This window comes from Hymenobacter sp. UV11 (assembly GCF_004684095.1).
Lineage (GTDB): Bacteria > Bacteroidota > Bacteroidia > Cytophagales > Hymenobacteraceae > Hymenobacter.
Window position 1 is genome coordinate 426,377 of sequence record NZ_SRII01000003.1, and the last position, 18,219, is coordinate 444,595.

14 protein-coding genes are annotated in these 18,219 nt (G+C 61.8%); 11 read left to right on the forward strand and 3 right to left on the reverse strand.

Going from position 1 to position 18,219, the window contains the following annotated elements; all coding sequences use genetic code 11:
• The first annotated feature begins 3 nt into the window (after positions 1-3).
• From E4631_RS06775 to can, 5 genes are all read left to right on the forward strand, one after another.
• A complete protein-coding gene (locus E4631_RS06775; RefSeq protein ID WP_133658782.1) occupies positions 4-2,385 on the forward strand; it encodes a TonB-dependent receptor in 2,382 nt (793 codons plus the stop codon).
• Between the two features lie 137 nt (positions 2,386-2,522).
• Entirely contained in the window at positions 2,523-3,341 is an 819-nt protein-coding gene (locus tag E4631_RS06780) for a DUF4249 domain-containing protein (protein WP_166648176.1), read from the forward strand.
• A gap of 42 nt (positions 3,342-3,383) precedes the next feature.
• Positions 3,384-4,457: a sensor histidine kinase gene (locus E4631_RS26230; RefSeq protein ID WP_133658780.1), complete on the forward strand. Its 1,074-nt coding sequence runs from the start codon at positions 3,384-3,386 to the stop codon at positions 4,455-4,457.
• Complete coding sequence (locus tag E4631_RS06790; RefSeq protein ID WP_133658779.1) at positions 4,435-5,151, forward strand: LytTR family DNA-binding domain-containing protein; 717 nt, start codon at positions 4,435-4,437, stop codon at positions 5,149-5,151. Before E4631_RS26230 ends, E4631_RS06790 begins: the two co-directional genes overlap by 23 nt.
• A 51-nt stretch (positions 5,152-5,202) precedes the next feature.
• Positions 5,203-5,880 (forward strand): carbonate dehydratase, encoded by a 678-nt coding sequence (can, locus tag E4631_RS06795; protein WP_166648175.1) that lies wholly within the window; start codon positions 5,203-5,205, stop codon positions 5,878-5,880.
• Positions 5,881-5,891: 11 nt separating this feature from the next.
• Here the strand turns inward: can and E4631_RS06800 are convergent, their stop codons facing one another.
• Complete coding sequence (locus E4631_RS06800) at positions 5,892-7,088, reverse strand: acyltransferase (RefSeq protein ID WP_133658778.1); 1,197 nt, start codon at positions 7,086-7,088, stop codon at positions 5,892-5,894.
• Between the two features lie 298 nt (positions 7,089-7,386).
• Between E4631_RS06800 and E4631_RS06805 the strand changes: the two genes are divergently transcribed.
• From E4631_RS06805 to E4631_RS06830, 6 genes are all read left to right on the forward strand, one after another.
• Positions 7,387-8,289, forward strand: a complete 903-nt coding sequence (locus E4631_RS06805) for a DUF3078 domain-containing protein (RefSeq protein WP_133658777.1) — start codon at positions 7,387-7,389, stop codon at positions 8,287-8,289.
• 73 nt (positions 8,290-8,362) lie between these two features.
• Positions 8,363-10,360, forward strand: a complete 1,998-nt coding sequence (locus E4631_RS06810) for a TonB-dependent siderophore receptor (protein ID WP_133658776.1) — start codon at positions 8,363-8,365, stop codon at positions 10,358-10,360.
• A 139-nt stretch (positions 10,361-10,499) separates the two neighbouring features.
• Entirely contained in the window at positions 10,500-11,414 is a 915-nt protein-coding gene (locus E4631_RS26755; RefSeq protein ID WP_133658775.1) for an EamA family transporter, read from the forward strand.
• Positions 11,415-11,704: 290 nt separating this feature from the next.
• The gene (locus E4631_RS06820; RefSeq protein ID WP_133658774.1) at positions 11,705-12,046 is read left to right on the forward strand and encodes a hypothetical protein; all 342 of its coding nucleotides are present in this window, start codon (positions 11,705-11,707) and stop codon (positions 12,044-12,046) included.
• A gap of 74 nt (positions 12,047-12,120) precedes the next feature.
• Positions 12,121-12,516: a hypothetical protein gene (locus E4631_RS06825; RefSeq protein ID WP_133658773.1), complete on the forward strand. Its 396-nt coding sequence runs from the start codon at positions 12,121-12,123 to the stop codon at positions 12,514-12,516.
• A gap of 157 nt (positions 12,517-12,673) precedes the next feature.
• Positions 12,674-15,238 (forward strand): type IA DNA topoisomerase, encoded by a 2,565-nt coding sequence (locus tag E4631_RS06830; RefSeq protein ID WP_133658772.1) that lies wholly within the window; start codon positions 12,674-12,676, stop codon positions 15,236-15,238.
• A gap of 17 nt (positions 15,239-15,255) precedes the next feature.
• On the opposite strand, the gene E4631_RS06835 is transcribed toward E4631_RS06830, so the two are convergent.
• Positions 15,256-16,704 carry a toxin-antitoxin system YwqK family antitoxin gene (locus E4631_RS06835; protein ID WP_133658771.1) on the reverse strand — a complete coding sequence of 483 codons (1,449 nt, stop codon included), beginning with the start codon at positions 16,702-16,704 and terminating at the stop codon, positions 15,256-15,258.
• Positions 16,705-16,947: 243 nt separating this feature from the next.
• Positions 16,948-18,129 (reverse strand): acetyl-CoA C-acyltransferase, encoded by a 1,182-nt coding sequence (locus tag E4631_RS06840; RefSeq protein ID WP_133658770.1) that lies wholly within the window; start codon positions 18,127-18,129, stop codon positions 16,948-16,950.
• Positions 18,130-18,219 lie beyond the last annotated feature (90 nt).

Here is an 18,219-nt window from a genome sequence, read left to right on the forward strand (position 1 = left end):
AGGATGAAACTACCGCTTACGCTGCTGTCTTTGCGTTTCCACTTGTTTTTGGCGGCGCCGGCAGGCGGGGTACTGGGGCTGCTGGCCTGCGCCAGCCCCCAGGCGGCGCAGGCGCAGGCCCGCGTCACGCTCAGCGGCACCGTGAAGGACGCCAAAACCGGCGAAGACCTCACCGGCGCCTCGGTGCACCTGGTCGAGCTGCCGGGGGTAGGGGCGGCGGCCAATGCCTACGGCTTCTACTCGCTCACGGTGCCAGCCGGCACCTACACCGTGGAGGCCAGCTTTGTGGGCTACCAGGCCCAGCGCCGCAAAGTCACGGCCGAGAAAAGCCAGCGCTTCGACTTCAAGCTGAGCCCCGGCGGCCAGGAGCTGACCGAGGTAGTCGTGACGGGCCGCAGTGCCCAGGCCAACATCAGCAAGGCGCAGGCCGGCGTAGAAGTGCTGGACTTAAAGCAGATAGCCAAGGTGCCGGTGCTGTTTGGCGAGAAAGACGTGCTCAAAACCCTGACCCTGCTGCCGGGCATCAAGAGCGCCGGGGAGGGTAGCAGCGGCTTCACGGTGCGCGGCGGCAACGTGGACCAGAACCTGATTTTGCTCGACGAGGCGCCCGTCTACAACGCCTCGCACTTGCTAGGCTTCTTCTCGACTTTCAACTCCGATGCTATCCGCGACCTCACCGTGTTTAAGGGCGGCATGCCGGCGCAGTACGGCGGCCGGCTCTCGTCGGTGGTCGATATTAAGATGAAGGACGGCAACAACCAGGAGCTGCACGGCAGCGGCGGCATCGGCCTCATTGCCTCGCGCCTGGCCCTGGAAGGCCCCATTGTGAAGGACAAAGGCTCGTTTCTGGTTACCGGCCGGCGCACCTACGCCGACGTGTTCCTGAAGCTGTCGTCGAACGAAACGACCAAGAGCTCCAGCCTGTATTTCTACGATTTCAACGCCAAGGCCAACTACACGCTCAGCCCCAGCAACCGTCTCTACTTTTCGGGCTATCTAGGGCGCGATGCGCTGGGCGTGGGCAACTTCGGCAACAACTACGGCAACCAAACGGCCACGCTGCGCCTCAATCACCTGTTTTCGGACCGGCTGTTTAGCAATACCTCGCTCATTTTCAGCAAGTACAGCTACCAGATTAATATTAAGGTCAACAACCAGGATTTCAGCATCGATTCCGATATCAAGGACTGGAACCTGAAGCAGGACTTTGAGTTCTCGCCCAGCACCACGCAAACGCTACGCTTTGGGGCGCAGGCCATTTACCACACCATCACGCCGGGCCACGTAACGGCCGCCGCCGATGCGGCCGTGAACCCTACCCCCGCCCGCCCCAACTACTCGCTCGAAACGGCCGCCTACGCCTCCTACGAGTGGCACGCTACTGAGAGCCTGGATTTTGCCGCCGGCCTGCGGCTCTCCGACTTTGCCCTGCTGGGCGCGGGCACTTACTCGACCTACGACAACAGCGGCCGGGTGGTGGCCAGCCAGCAGTACGGCAGCGGCCAGGTCATCAAAACCTACCTCAACCTGGAGCCGCGCTTTGCGGCCAGCTACCAGCTCTCGGCCGCCACGGCGCTCAAGGCCGGCTACGCCCGCAACGTGCAAAACCTGCACCTGCTCAGCAACTCAGCCTCCACCTCGCCCACCGACCTCTACATTCCGACGTCGGTGAACGTGAAGCCCGAGCTGGCCGACCAGCTCTCGGCCGGCTACTTCCGCACGCTGGGCGCCAAAGAAGACTACGCTTTTTCGGCCGAAGTCTATTATAAATGGCTGCAAAACCAGGTGGACTACCGCAACGGCACTCAGCTGCAAGGCAACCAGGATGTGGAAAGCACGCTGGTATTTGGCCAGGGCCGGGCCTACGGCATCGAGTTTTTGGTGAAAAAGCAAACCGGCCGCCTCACCGGCTGGCTGGGCTACACGCTGAGCAAGAGCCAGCGCCAGTTCAACGACATCAACAATGGGGCACGGTTTAATGCCCGCCAGGACCGGCCCAACGACCTCTCGGTGGTGGCCCTCTACCAGCTCAACGCCAAGTGGAGCCTGGCCGCCACCTTCGTGGCCAGCACCGGCAACGCCGTGACCTACCCGGTGGGCAAATACCTCGTGGCCGGCCAGGCCGTTCCCCTCTACGGCGCCCGCAACGCCGACCGCCTACCCGCCTACCGCCGCCTCGACCTGGGCGCCACCTACGAAAAGCCTCACCAGGAGGGCCACCGCTTCCATAGCAGCTGGAACTTCTCGGTCTACAACGCCCTGGGCCGCGAAAACCCCTACAGCATCACCTTCCAAACCGACCCCAACGACCCCACCAAAACCCAGGCCGTGCAAACGTCCTTGTTTAAGATGGTGCCCTCGGCTACCTACAATTTTAGCTTTTAATAGAGTTGCCGTAAACACTTAAAAAAGAACGTCATGCTGAGCGCAGCCAAAGCATCTCGCATGGTGTACTAACCCAATCATACAATAGTGCGAGCAAGATGCTTCGGCAAGCTCAGCATGACGTTCCTGAATCAGTTATGAAATATCCGCTTGTCTTGGCCGCCGCGCTGCTGCTCACGGCCTCGTGCCAAAAGGTGGTGACGCTCGACCTCCAAAACGCCGACCCGCAGCTAGCCATTGAGGGCAACCTGGCCGACGACGGCCAGCCCTGCACGGTGCTGCTCTCGCGCAGCGTCGATTATACCCAGACCAACACGTTTCCGGCCGTGAGCGGGGCCACCGTCACGCTCAGCGACGACGCGGGCGGCCTCGAAAAGTTGGCCGAAACCAGCACGCCCGGCCAGTACCGGGGTAGCAAGCTGCTGGGCCAGCCGGGCCGGCGCTACACGCTGCGCGTCGAAACCGGCGGCCAGAGCTACGTGGCGGCTTCCACGCTGCCCAGCCCGGTGGTGGCGCTCACGGGCCTGCGCGCCCAGAAAAGCGTGGTGGGCAACAACATCCAGGTGGTGCCCGAGTACCAGGACCCGGCCGGCCCGCGCAACTACTACCTGTTTCGGCAATACCGCAACGGCCGGCTCAACAAAAATATCTTTCTGCAAACCGACGAGTTTACCGATGGCAAGTCCAACGCCCGCGCCCTGGGCAGCGGGGGTGGGGGCGGGGGTAGCACCGACGATGCCGATAAGCTGGCCACCGGCGACAGCGTGCGTGTAGAGATGCAGAACGTGGACCCCGACGCCTACGAGTATTTCCGCACCCTGAACCAGATTTTGCAGGGCAACCCGCTGTTCAGCATCACGCCTACCAATCCTAAGTCGAATTTTTCGGGCGGCGTGCTGGGGTATTTCAGTGCCCACTCGCGCCGACAGCGCTCGTTGGTGGTGCCGCCGCTGTAGCGGGGTTGCCGTTCCGGGTCCGTTCATTTTCACCTCCGCCGTATGCTTGCCCGCTTCCTGCAGCCGCGCGCCTTGCGCATTCTGGCCCACGTGGCGGCGTGGCTGGCGGTGGCGGTGCTGCTGCTGGCGTTTGCGCAGCTGGTGGTGGGCATTGGGCTGGGGCTGCGCTCGCTGCGCATTGTGCTGTTTGTGGGGCTGCTGGCGGGCTTTTTTTACCTCAACTACTGGGTGTTGATTCCGCGGCTGCTGGCGCGGCGACGCTTTGCGGGCTACTTCGCGCTGGTGGTGTTCATCGGGCTGTCGTTTGCCGGGCCCATGATACTACGGCACTTCGGCCTTATCTCGTTGCCGCCGCCCCCCGCTGTCAAGCGCTGGGGCACCCTCAGCCCCCTGCAAATGCTGTTTGTGCTGCTGGCCCTGGTGTGGGTAGTGAGCAGCGCCTTGCGCATCATCGGCGAGTGGCTCGATAGCGAAGACCTGCGCAAGCAGCTGCACAGCAGCCAGCTGGCCGCCGAGCTGCCTTTCCTCAAGTCGCAGGTCAACCCCCACTTTCTCTTCAATACCCTCAACAACGTGTATTCGCTGGCCGAGCTGAAGAGCGACGACGCGCCCGCCGCCATCCTCAAGCTCTCACACCTGATGCGCTACATGCTGTATGAGGCCCACGCGCCCCGCGTGCCGCTCACCCACGAGCTGGCCCACCTGCGCACCTACGTCGACTTGCAGCGCCTGCGCCTCGACGCCGAACAAGTGCCCATTGAGCTGGAGGTGGTGGGCGACCCGCACGGCCACCTCATCGAGCCCATGCTGCTGATTCCGTTTGTGGAGAATGCCTTCAAGCATGGCATCAGCTTTCAGCAGCCTTCGCCAATTGGCCTGCACCTGCGGGTAACGGACGACAGCCTGACCTTTACGGTGCGCAACCGCGTGTTTGCCAGTGCGCCGGCGGTTGCGGCCGGGGCGGTGCCGATGGGGGGGGTAGGGCTGCGCAATGTGCGCGAGCGCCTGCGCCTGCTCTACCCCGGCCAGCACACCCTGACGCTCGACCGCACGGCGCCCGACTTCATTGCGACCCTCACCCTGACCTTTGCCCATGCTCCGGTGCCTGCTGGTTGACGATGAGCCCCTGGCCCTGCGGCTGCTGGCCAGCTTTGTGGCGCGGGTGCCCGGCCTGGTGCTGGCGGGCACCTGCCGCAGCGCGCTCGAAGCCCGCGAGGCCCTGCGCCGCGAGCCGGTAGACGTGATTTTTCTCGATATTCAGATGCCCGACCTCACGGGCGTGGAGTTTGTGCGCAGCGTGCGGCCCGAGGCACTGGTGGTGTTCACCACGGCCTACGAGGCGTTTGCCGTGGAAGGCTTCGACCTCAACGCCCTCGACTACCTGCTGAAGCCGTTTGCCTTTGACCGCTTTTTGCAGGCCGTGCACAAGGCGCAGGACCGCCTGGCCGCCCGCGCCGCGCCGGCCCCGGCCGTGCTCGCCCCGCCCGATGACTACCTCTTTGTGAAGGCCGACTACCATGCCCAGCGCGTGAGCCTGCGCGACATCCGCTACCTGGAGGGCCTGAAAGACTACGTCAAGATTTATACGCTTGCGCCCCGGCCGCTGCTCACGCTCAACTCGCTGAAGGCATTTGAGGAACGGCTGCCTGCCGCCGATTTCGTGCGGGTGCATCGCTCGTATATCGTGGCGCTGGGCCACATCGACTCCATTCGCAAAAACCGGATTTACCTGGGTGAGGTGGTTGTGCCGATAGGCGAATCCTACGCCAAAGCCTTTGAGCTAGCCATTGCGGACCGGAACATGGGGTAGGGGTTTTGCCGTATAGGTAAGCAGTACACGCACCATTTTACGCCAATACCAATGTCCGGAATCCAAGATATTCTCGCCAACAATCAGCAATGGGTAGCCGACCGCAACGCCGAAGACCCCAACTTTTTCAAGCGCCTGGCCGACGGCCAGCAGCCGCGCTACCTGTTCATTGGCTGCTCCGACTCGCGGGTGCCGGCCTCGGGCATCACGGGCACCGGGCCGGGCGAGATGTTTGTGCACCGCAACATTGCCAACCTGGTGGTGCACACCGATATGAACTTGCTCAGCGTGCTGCAATACGCCGTGGAAGTATTGGGCGTGCAGGATATCTTGGTGTGCGGCCACTACGGCTGCGGCGGGGTGGCGGCTGCCGCCAGCCACAAGCAGTACGGCCTGATTGACAACTGGCTGGTGAACATCCGCAACGTAGTGCACCAGCACGAGCCCGAGCTGCAAGGCATTGCCGACGAAACCCAGCGCCTGCGCCGCCTGGTAGAGCTTAACGTGCTGGAGCAGGTGCAAAACCTGGCCAAAACCAATATCATCCAGAATGCGATGAAGGGCGAAAACCCGCCCCGCCTCCACGGCCTCGTCTACGACATTGCCGACGGTATGCTCAAGGACTTAAAAATCGACGGGCAGGAAGTGCTGGAGGAGTTGGAGCACATCTACGCCACGGAGGTAGCGCCCGAGGTGAACAGCCAGGTTGACGAACAGCAAACTGCTTAGGTCTCAGAAAATCACTGGCTAATAAGCGTATTCTTATGCGCTAGCTTGTTTAATTGAGCCTGGCTACCCACCGTGCGGGCCAGTAGCCAACGGTGCACCGGCCGCTCGAAGTAGCGATAGCCTAACTCAGCCAGCAGCAAAGTGGCCAAAAACTGTAGACCAATGTGGCGGCCCCAGCCAAACCAGTTTCGCCACCAGATACTAAGCAGTCCTATATGCAGCAAATAAAAGAAGTAAGAGCTACGTCCCAGCGCCTGTAAAAGCGAAGTAGCCAACCCGGTACGCAGCCAGCTGCGTTCAGTAAGTAGCCCGGCAAGCAACAGCGTTACACCAGCCGGAAATAATACCAGATTGAGCCCAATAGCCGGTAAGTACTGATTGCCCTCGTACCAGTGCCGTGGAGAATTAAAGATGGCTAGCGTTGAGATAGTGCCTACAATAATTACTCCTCCGGCCAAGGTGCGCCAAGGCCAGCCCGTAGCCTCCTCTGAGGGGCGCCCGCCCCACCAGCGGGCCAGCCCTGCACCAAGCATAAACTCCAGCACCCGCCCGAAAAACGTGAAGTTGAACAAATGGTAATAGGAGCCGAAGAAACCGTGTAGGGCCAGCCGGCCCTGGCATATAGTGGTGAGCCCCAGCCCTAATAGCAGGACCGCTAATGCAAACCCGATAGCACCCCGGATGCCCCGGCGCTGCCACAGCAACAGCAGCAGCGGCAGCGACACGTAGAAGCATTCTTCGGGTGTGAGCGACCAGCCCTGCGGTAACCCCACGTATTTGAGCGTGCTCGAAAAGCCGCGCAATAAGCTCTCGCTCAGGAAGACCAGCAGTAGCGTATGGCCCAGCTTTCCGGTCGCAACAGGCCAGTACAAGCGCGCTAGTACAGTAGTGTTAAGTAGCAGATAGCTAGGGTAGATACGTGCCGTTCGCTTCCAGAAATACGTTCGCCACCAACGCCCAGTCAACTGCACGCGTTGCTGGTAGCGCGTGGCCAGCACGAAGCCGCTAAGTACAAAAAACAAGCTCACGCCTACGTAGAGCTGCTCAAGCACGAGTTTAGGCCAGCCATCATTGAGAATGAGCGGCCGGAAGTGGTGAAAAAACAGGAGATATGCCGCCACGGCACGCAAGCCTGTAAGGGCTGGGTAGTAGGGTGAGCGGGCTGGAGCCGCCAAAGTAGTAACTCCGACTGGGGTAGAAACGGACATAGAACCGCAAGATAATGTGGGCTATACCGGAGCCGTAGTCATCCTAGCTGCCGCTGGCCTGCATTAGCTGCGCAGTAAGCTGTGGAGTAGTTTATTATCCTCCTTTCGGCCTAGGATGGCAGGCCGTTTCACGATTAACCTCGTGCGGACTGTCGGCGGTCGTAACCAGCTGACCGGGCAGCCGGCCCAGTCTGGTGGCTTGTAGCCGGAGCTGAGCCAGGCAGGCGGTTTGTGGCACAGGCTGCTCAGTAGCTTTGCTGCCTCACACTCACGCGCTGGTACCACCCTGGTTACATATATGAAGAACATCTTCCTCAGCAGCTTATTGGCTTGCGGGGCGTTGCTGGCTCGGGCCCAGGCCCCGGCACCTACCCCCGCCGACACGTCGTACTGGCGCACCAGCCTCAAGGCGGGCGTCAACCTCAACGAGGCCGTAATTTCGGATAATTGGAAGGGCGGTGGGGCTACGTCGCTGGGACTGAGCACGCTCTTTAATGGCCAGGCGCACTACCTGCGTGGCCGGCAAAGCTGGGACAACGAGGCCGACTTCTTGTACGCCGGGCAGTACACGCGAGGGCAGGGCTACCGCAAAACCAATGACCGCCTTTGGCTCGATACCAAGTACGGCCACGCCCTCTCGCCCAAGTGGGACGCCTTTGTGTCCTTGAACATGCTCTCGCAGTTTGCACCCGGCTACGACTACTCGGGCGATATACCGCGGCTGGTATCGAGTTTCCTGGCCCCGGCTTACCTGACGAATGCCTACGGCTTTGAGTTTCATCCTAACAAGCGGTTTGTGCTGCGCCTGTCGCCCTTCGCGCCGCGCCTAACGATAGTGCGGGAGCCGGGGCGCTTCCAGACGCTGCCCACCGATGTGGTATATGGCGTAGACCCCGGCCACACCACGCGCTGGGAAATTCTGGCGGCCCAGATTCTGGCTTCCCTCGACCAGCCGCTGGGTCCCAACGCCAATTTTAAGGCGCGCTACCTGCTGTTTACCAACTACGGCGGCTTTCGGGCGCGCGACATCAACCAGCGCCTCGACCTCACCATTACGGCCAAAGTGTACGGGCTGCTGAGCGTTAACTTCCAGAGTACCGTGCTGTATCAGTATGACCAGGACCCCGGTATTCAGTTCAGCCAGGGCCTGGGACTGGGCCTGTTATTGACACGCCAGAACCCGCCGGCGCCGCCCAAGTAGCCATTTTTGGGCATTCCAGGCTTTTTCGCTGGCAATAAAGGGTACCTTTGCGGCCGTTTATTTAACCGCTTGTATGTCCCCATTTTTACGAAGCGCCGCCAGCCTAGTTTTACTGTTGCCGCTAGCCACGCAAGCCCAGCGCCTGGCTGTTCCTACCCCCGCCGATAGCGCCCGCCAGCGCCCGCTCGGCGAAGTGACGGTGTACGCCACGCGCCTCGGCCAGCTCTCGGGCCAAACCGGCCGCTACGTGACCGTAGTGCCCGGCAGCACCCTCAGCCGCTACCCGGTGGCCTCGCTCGACGACCTGCTGCGCCTGCTGCCCAACCTGGAGGTGCAGAGCCGCGGCAGCTTCGGCACCCAGGCCGACATCACGCTGCGCGGCTCAACCTTCAACCAGGTCTTGATTTTGCTGGATGGCATGCGCCTGAACGACCCGCTCACGGGTCACTTCGCGGGCTATCTGCCCATTACGCCGGCCGAGATTGAGCAGATTGAGGTGGTGCGCGGCCCCGGCGCGGCGCTGTACGGGCCCGATGCGGTGGGCGGCTTCATCAACATTGTGACCAAGACCTTCGCCGCCACTCACCGGCCCGACGCCGTGGAGCTGGCCGGCACTTTCCTGTCTGGCGAATACGGCCTGAAAAGCACCAACGCCGGCTTCTACGGCCAGGACCACGGCCTGCGCCTGGCGGGCGGCATCCTCAACAACACGGCCAGCGGGCAGCTGCTCGACCTGCCCGGCGGCCTGCGCAACGACTTCAAGCTGAACACCTACTCGCTGTCGGGCGCATACCAGATTACCGATAAATTCAGCGCCGCCGCCCGCGCCAGCTTCGACCGACGCGACTACAACGCTCAGAATTTTTACACGACCAACGCCGGCGACCGCGCCCGCGAAACCACCTCGCGCGACTGGTACCAGGGCCAGCTGCGCTATGAGTGGAACGAGCGCGCCCGCACCGAGCTGTCCATCGTGGGCACGGCCAGCACCGACCTCTACGTGTACACGCCCACCTCGGCGGCCAGCGACCACCTCATGCACTACCTCAACGTGCAGGGCCAGCACCAAATCCAGCTCTCGCCCAAGGTGCGCGCCACGGTGGGCGGCCAGGCCGACCGCCGCGCCGTACAAAGCAACGACCGCGGCGACCACGCCGTGTGGCACGCCGGCGCGTTTGCGGTGGCGGCCCTGGCGCCTACCCCCGGCCTCAACATTACGGCCGCCCTACGCCTCGACCACGACCAGAACTACGGCACCGAGGTGGTGCCGCAGCTCAATGCCAGCCAGCAGGTGGGCGAAAAGCTGACCGTGCGCGGCGCGGTGGGTAGGGGCATCCGGGCACCCAACTTTACCGAGCAGTACAACTCGGCCATTCGGCCCGGCGTGGTGCCCAGCGGCTTCAACGTGGGTAACCCCGGCCTGAGCGCCGAGCGCACCTGGAACTACGAAGCGGGCCTCGACTACCAGCCCCTACCCGCCCTCACGCTGCGCGGCACCTACTTCAACCGCTACGGCCGCAACCTGATTGACTACGTGGCCGCCTCGGGCAGCCAGACGATTGAAACCACGGGCTTCACCAACCTCAGCTCCAGCGCGAGCTACCGGCTGGCCGAAAACCTGTTTGCCGTAACCACCCAGGGCATCGAAACCGAGGTGACGAGCCGCGCCCAGTTGGCGCCTGGCCTGCGCCTCGACGGCAGCGTGGGCTACACCTGGGTGCACCTCGATGTGGCCGGCGATGTGCAGTCGCAGTACCTCTCCAACGTGGCGCGGCACCTGGTTTCGGGCAACGTCAGCCTTGTTCACCAGCGCTTTACGCTGAGCGTGGGCGGCCTCTATAAGGTGCGCGCCGGCCAGCAAACCGTGCCCAGCGCCGCCACCAATTTGGCCGTGCTCACGCCGAGCTACGCCGTCTTCAACGCCCGCCTGGAGCTGGCCCTGCTACCCGAGCGCGTGTGGCTGGTGGGCCAGGCCCAGAACCTGTTCAACGCCAAGTACTCAGACCTGCTGGGCGCCCAGATGCCCACCCGCTGGCTCATGGCCGGCGTGCGCGTGGCGCTGAAGCGATAGGGTAGGGGTAGGGAGCTTCCGTCGTGGCAAGCCACGCTAAGCAGTCGCCCCCGAACGACACCCACGCCAGTCGTTCGCTCATCGTGCGGGCGCGATTGCTTCGCAGGCTCGCCATGACATTTTTAATAAGAGCAAAATAATGCTTCCCAAACCTGCTCCGCGCCTGTTGCTCCTCGCCGCCTTTGCGGCCGTGTACCTGCTGTGGGGCTCCACGTACCTGGCCATTAAGTATGCCATCGCCACGATGCCGCCCTTTCTGATGGCGGGCAGCCGCTTCGTGCTGGCGGGGGGTATTCTGGCGCTGGCCGGTCGCGCGTCGGCTGAGTACGAAACGCCTACTCTGGCGCAGTGGAAAACGAGCTTCGTGGTGGGCGCGCTGCTGCTGGTGGGTGGCAACGGCCTGATAGTGCTGGCTGAGCGCACGCTGCCCTCTAGCCTGGCGGCGCTGCTGGTGGCCAGCGAGCCGTTTTGGGTGGTGCTGTTGGGCTGGTGGTGGCTGGGCCAGGCGCGGCCCAGCGGGCGGGTAGTGCTGGGGCTGCTGCTGGGTTTTGGGGGCGTGTATTTGCTGGTGGGCGAGCAGCTGGCGACCGGCGCGGCGGGCCGGTCGCAGCTGCTGGGGGTAGGGCTGGTGCTGCTGGGGGCGTTTAGCTGGGCGGCGGGCTCCATATACGGGCTGCGTGCGCCGCGGCCGCAGTCGCCGGTGCTGGCCTCCGGCATGCAGATGCTGTGTGGCGGCGCGCTGCTGCTGGTGCTGGGCACGGCTACCGGCGAGTGGCGCGGGCTGGAACCCAGCCGCTTTGGCACGGCGGCCTGGCTGGGCTGGGGCTACCTGGTGGTGTTTGGCTCACTGGTGGCGTTCACGGCGTATAGCTGGCTGTTGCAGCACGCCCCACCGGCGCGGGTGGCCACCTACGCCTACGTCAACCCGGTGGTGGCTGTGCTGCTGGGTTGGGCCATGCTGCACGAAGCTCTCACCGCCCAAATGCTGGTGGGCGCGGCCGCCATCGTGGGCTCGGTGGTGCTCATCACAACCCAGCAGAAAAAGGAGGGGTAGGGCCAGGGCTGATGTAACAGCGCAACTTTATTGTTGTGAATGCCTGACTTTAGGAGAATCCAAAGTATAGTGTAAGTTATTGAATATTAATAAATTAAATACATAAAAATCTGACTTTAAGCCCAATGGTTACTAGTAGGTAGCGTAGAAAATGAGCACGTACTTCGCTCATCATTTTTCCTTTCTGCACTATGAAACACCTACTTCTACTTTTGGGCCTGTTAGTAGTATGTGCCCCAGCCGGCGCGCAGGTTCCGCGCCCGGCCGCTCGGCCCGATTCGCTTGGCGCATTGCTCCCTACCCCCCTAGCTGCGCCCGATACGGTGGCGGCGCTGCACCGGCTGTTTGCGGCCAAGCGCAAGCGTAATAGCCATTTCTTTATTGGTACACTTGGAGTGGCCGCTTTAGGAGGGGTAGTGGTAGGTACCGCGCCATCTACCTGGGCTGGTTTGGACCAAGCGGTACTCGGGATTGCCATAATTGCCTTCGTGAGTCTGCCCGCCATAGTTGCGGAAACAGTTATCGCGCTGGATTACAATAAGAAAAGTGAACAACAGGCAATCGAGAGTTTCCAAGCCCGCAAGCTGCCCCGCTACTTAAAACGGAAAATGAAGGCCAAGTATTTTCAATAAACTGGCGAGCCTCAGCTAAAGCAATGAGGACCCACGCACTTATTAATACCTATATACTTCAACGCCTTGTTTGCTTGCTCTTTACAGTGGTGTTAATGGGTAGCTTGATAGCCCAGGCTCAGCAAGTGCCCCCAACTCTCTATACTGCTAGCGTGGCGCCTGATACGGTGGCGGCGCTGCACCGGCTGTTTGCGGCCAAGCGTAAGCGAAAACTATTCGTTATTGCCGTAACAATAGTAGCGGGAGGAGCTGGCTTGGCAATAAGCGGAAACCTTTCAGGAGAAGGGATTGCCAGTCCGCGTGCGATGGCCCAGGGTTTAATTCCTATTATAAGTATCCCAGTTATAGGCGAGCAAGGAATAGTCTATACCCTTAGCCATAAGAAAGAAGCCCAAGTAATAGAGTTATGGAGAGTACATCGATTACCAGAACGTATTAAGGCTGAACTCACCCCAGATTATTTCAATTAGTACTCTGTCGTCATTAACAACTCACAGTAGTGGCTGTGTAAGACAAGAAGCTTGTGTTAGACTGAAGCCGACCTTTTCGCAACGTATTTTTGTTGATTAACGCCAGCCCGCGTAGCGGGCATATCCGCGAAATCCGTTTAATCAGTTTAAATCTGCGATGAAGGTTTGCCTTGCCGAAAAGCCCAGCGTGGCCCGCGAAATAGCCCAGGTTATCGGGGCCGACCGGCGCATGGATGGCTACTACGAGGGCAACGGCTACCAGGTGACCTGGACGTTTGGCCACTTCTGCCAGCTCAAGGAGCCCGACGACTACCGCCCCGAGTGGAAGCGCTGGAACCTACACGACCTGCCCATGATACCCGAGCAGTTCGGCATCAAGCTCATGCGCCGCGACGAGGGGGTAGTGAAGCAGTTTAACACGATAAAAAGGCTGCTCGACGGCGCCACCGAGGTCATCAACTGCGGTGACGCCGGGCAGGAAGGCGAGGTCATTCAGCGCTGGGTGATTCACGAGGCCAAGTGCCGCAAGCCGGTGAAGCGCCTCTGGATTTCGTCGCTTACCGAGGAAGCTATTCGGCAGGGATTCAATAATTTGCGCGATGGCAAGGAGTTCGACAGCCTCTACCAGGCCGGGCGCAGCCGGGCGGTGGGCGACTGGCTGCTGGGCCTGAACGCGACCCGCCTCTTCACGCTCAAATACACGACCTACCAAGACAAGCAGCTGCTGAGCATCGGGCGGGTGCAGACGCCCACGCTGGCGCTGCTCGTGGACCGCTACCACGAAATCCGCAACTTCAAGCCCGAGCCCTATTGGGTGCTCAAAACGCAGTACCGCGACACCACTTTCACGCGCATCAACACCGAGGCTGAGCAAAAGCAGGCCCAGGATGCGCCCGATGAGCAGAGCCGCCTGCGGGCGCTGGGCTACTTCGTGAAGGAAGACGAGGCCAACCAAGCCCTCGAAGCCGTGAAACCCGCGCCGCTTACCGTCACCAACGTCGAGATTAAGAAGGGTAGGGAATCGCCGCCGCGCCTGTTCGACCTCACCAGCTTGCAGGTGCAGTGCAACAACCAGCTGAGCCTCTCGGCCGAGGACACGCTCAAGATTGTGCAGGCCCTCTACGAGAAGAAGGCCGTGAGCTACCCGCGGGTCGATACCACGTTTTTGCCGGATGATATCTGCCCCAAAATCCCCGGCATTCTGCGCGGTATTGGCTACCAGAACCTCACCGGGCCGCTGCTGGCAAATAAGATTCCGAAGACGACTAAGGTATTTAACAACAACAAGGTAACTGACCACCATGCCATTATTCCGACGGGTAGCGGTGGGCCGGGCGGCGGCATGGAGAGCAGCGTGTACGACATCATCGTGCGCCGCTTCATCGCCGCGTTTTACCCCGACTGCGAGGTGAGCAACACTACCGTGCTGGCCGAGGCCGCTGAGTACCTGTTTCGGGTGCGCGGCCGCCAGATTCTCAATCCCGGCTGGCGCGTGGTCTACGGCGACCCGACCCAGCAAACGGCGCCCAAGCCTACCCCCCCCGCCGGCGCCAACGCCACCGGCAGCGAGGACAACGACGACGTGGTGAGCACCGTGCTTCCCAGCTTCGCTAAGGGCGAAAGCGGCCCCCACCAGCCGCGCCTCGAAAGCAAGATGACCCAGCCGCCCAAGGACTACACCGAGGCCAGCCTGCTGCGCGGCATGGAAACGGCCGGCCGCAACATCGACGACGAGGAGCTGCGCCTGGCCATGAAGGAGAGCGGCATCGGCCGCCCCAGCACCCGCGCCGCCATCATCGAAACGCTGTTTAAGCGCAACTACGTGCGGCGCGATAAAAAGCGCCTCCTACCCACCCCCACGGGCGTCGAGCTGATTGGCTTGATACGAAACCCGACTCTGAAATCAGCGGAGCTAACCGGCCAGTGGGAGCAGAAATTGCGTCAGATTGAGCGCAACGAGCTGCCCTCCGACCAGTTTTTGGAGGAACTGAAAGGCCTGGTGCGCGAGATGGTGCAGGAGGTGAAAACCGACCGGAGCGGCCGGGCGGTGTCGGGCGGTAGCCCTACCCCCCCCGCCGCCAGCGGTAGCCAAGCAGTTGCAAACGCAACGCAAAAGCCAGCTATTGCCGGGCAAAAGGCTGGCAGCCAGGTAGCGGCGACAGCTAGCTTAGGAAACTGCCCCGCCTGCAAAACCGGCCACATCCTGCGCGGCAAAACGGCCTTTGGCTGTGCGCGCTTTCGTGAGGGCTGCCAGTTTCGCCTGCCCATCGAAATACTCGGCAAAAAGTTGAGCGACCCGCAAGTCAAAAGCCTGCTCGCCAAGGGCCGTACGCAGCTGATAAAAGGCTTTGTGACCGGCGCGGGCGAAAAGCTCGACGGTGCGCTGACGCTCGATGCCCAGTTCCAACCCGAGCTGGTGCCCGCCGCCGAAAGCAAGCCCACCACTGCCATTGACCCCGGCCAGATTCCGTGCCCCGTGTGCAAGCTCGGCACCATGCTCAAGGGTAGCAGTGCCTTCGGCTGCTCGCGCTTCCGCGAAGACTGCCAGTTCCGCGTACCCTTCGAGTGGGGGGGTAAGAAGCTGACCGACACGCAGCTGCGCCAGCTCCTGCGCCGCGGCGAAACGGGCGTTATCAAAGGCTTTCTTTCGGCCAAAACCGGCAAGAAGTACGACGCCGCCCTGAAGGTGGAGGAGGGGCGCGTGGTGCCGGTGTTTGGGTAATTCGCGGGGGGTAGGCGCTACTCTTTCTTCGGTACGTAGGGCTTGCCGTTGAGCTTGGTGCGGGGGCCGGCGTTCTGGGCCTTGCCGTCGCGGTAGGTTACCTGGCGCTCAATGCTGTGGCCGTTGGCCTTGTAATACGTCCACTCGCCGCTCTGCTTGCCGTTTTTGTACTGGCCGGCCACGGCGGGGCTGCCATCTTCGTGGAATTCTTGGAAAGCACCCACTAGCAAGCCTTTCAGGTAGTTAGCTTCTTTGCGCGCTTGGCCGGTGGGGTAGTACTCCTGGCCTACGGCCGTTTGCAGGCCGTTGAGGTCAAACTGCTGGCGAGTCTGCACTTTGCCGTTGTCGAAATACGTGAGGCGCTCGCCGGTGAGCTTGCCGTTGGCGGCGTAGGTTTCGGTTTGGCGCGGGGTCTTGCCGTCGGGGTAAAACTCTCGCCAGGTGCCGGCGGGGCGGTTATTCTTGTACTGCTCCTCGGCCTGGCGGGGCTGGCTAGCGGCGTCGTAGTAGCGCACCACCTTGCGGTCGCGGCCCTGGTTGGCGTAGTCGATTTCTTCCTTCAGCTGGCCATTTTCGAAGTATACCAAGCCGTGGCCGGTGGGCACGCCCAGGCGGTAGGTGGTCTTGCCCTTCACCTTGCCGCTTTCGTAGTACGAGGTGGCCGGGCCGTCGAGGGCGGCGGTGCCGGTGCGCGGGGCCACGCGCTTGGTGAGGTCATCGCCGAGCTTGTTGGTCACCTGGCGCTCGCGCAGGGCGGCCGGGGCGTAGGTGCCCTCGGTTTGGAGCTGGCCGGTGGGGTAGTACGAGCGGTAGCTGCCCTTGCCGGTCTGGTCGTTCATCACCGTCTCGCTTTCGAGCTGGCCGGTTTCGTAATACGTCTTGTACGAGCTGGCCAGCAGGCCATTGCGCAGCGTTCCCTCACTCTGCACCTTGCCGCTGGGGTAGAAGAATTTCACCGCGCCGTTGGGCTGGCCGTTGGCATACGTCACCTCCGCTGCCGACTGCCCATTGGCGTACAGCTCGCGCACCGCGCCATTGGGCTGGCCCTTGGTGAGCGTGGTTTGGAGCTTGATTTCGCCGGTGGGGTAGTAAGTCGTCAACGGCCCGTTGGGCTCATCGTCCAGGAAAGTGCCGACCTGCGCCACCTTGCCATCGGGGTAGTAGGTCTTAAAAGGGCCCTGGCGCACGCCGGCCGCGTAGGTCGCCTCCAGCCGCCGGGCGTGGTTGGCGTGAAACTCCACGTAGAGCGAGTCGCGCTTGCCGTCGGTGTAGCGGGTCTGGGCTTCGAGCCGGCCGTTGGGGTAGAAGCGCTTGTAGGGGCCATTCAGTACGGTATCCTGGGCCACCAGGGCCCGGTAAATCTCGTGCGGATGAATCTTGGTCGAGTCGAAATAAATCGTAATGCGCTGGGAGCGTTGGGCTTGGCTGGCCAGTGGCAGCAGCAAAAGAAGCAACAGGTATTTCATAAGTAAAGCCTAACGCTGGCGAGCGTTTTTTTAGCGCAAAGTCTCGCAAAGTTGGCAGAGTTTCGCGGAGGCGCCCGGCTTTGTACACTACGAAACTCTGCCAACTTTGCGAAATTCTGCGCTAAAGACGTATGCGCCCCTGCGTTTTCTACCGCAAAAAAAGAGGTTTCGCCGGGTGCACGACCCCGCGAAACCTCTTTATAACTTAGTGAACCGTAGAAAGGCGTAAGCCAAACCTCGCGCTTACAGCTTTTCCAGCACAATCGAGCTGGCCCCGCCGCCGCCGTTGCAGATGCCGGTGACGCCGATTTTGCCGCCTTCCTGCTCCAGCACGCTCAGCAGCGTGGTCACGATGCGCGCGCCCGAGGCGCCCAGCGGGTGACCCAGGCTCACGGCCCCGCCATACACGTTCACCTTGGTGCCTTCCAGGCTGAGCAGCTTGTTGTTAGCTAGCGAAACCACTGAGAATGCTTCGTTAATCTCGTAAAAATCAACGTCCTTCGCTTCCAACCCAGCGTTCTTCAACGCCTTCGGAATCGCCAGCGAGGGCGTAGTAGTAAACCACTCCGGCGCCTGCTCGGCATCGGCAAAGCCGCGGATGAGGGCCAGCGGCTTGATGCCCAGCTCCTCGGCCTTCTCGCGGCTCATCAGCAGCACGGCGGCGGCGCCGTCGTTGAGGGTTGAGGCGTTGGCGGCCGTCACGGTGCCCGTCTTGGTGAAAGCCGGCTTGAGGCCCGCCATCTTCTCAAACTGCACCTTGGTGTATTCCTCGTCGTCGCTTACTATAGTGTCTTTGCCGCGCACCGTAACGGTCACGGGTACAATCTCTTCCTTCTTTTTGCCGGCCTGCGCGGCGGCGGCACTGCGCTCGTAGCTCTGGCGCGCAAAGGCATCCTGCTCCTCGCGGGTGATGCCGTAGTGAGCGGCCGTGGCATCGGCGGCGTTGCCCATGGCGTAGTCGTGGTAGGGGTCCCAGAGGCCGTCGCGCACGAGGCCGTCAATCATCTGGCCATTACCATACTTAGCGCCGAAGCGCGCCTTGTCGAGGTAGTAGGGCACGTTGCTCATGCTCTCCATGCCACCGGCCAGGATAACCTCGGCTTGCCCTAGCATAATAGCCTGGGCCGCAAACATAATGGCCTTCGAGCCCGAGGCGCAAACCTTGTTCACGGTGGTGCACTCCACGGTATCGGGCAGGCCGGCTTTCTTGGCTGCCTGCCGGGCAGGAGCCTGGCCCAGGTTGGCCGAAATGACGTTGCCCATAATGACCTGCTCAACCAGTTCGGGTGCCACGCCGGCCTTGTCCAGCGCGCCTTTCAGGGCAATCGCACCCAGCTCAACGGCCGACAGCGAGGCCAGCGACCCGCCAAATGAGCCAATCGGCGTGCGCACGGCGGCTACGATAACTACTTCTTTTACTTGCATAACAGGGGTGGGATAGGGGGTAAGCAACGAGTAGCTTAGCCGCCCGATGGGAATAGAAGCACAAAAGCTGACAAACCTTCGTTTGTTTTA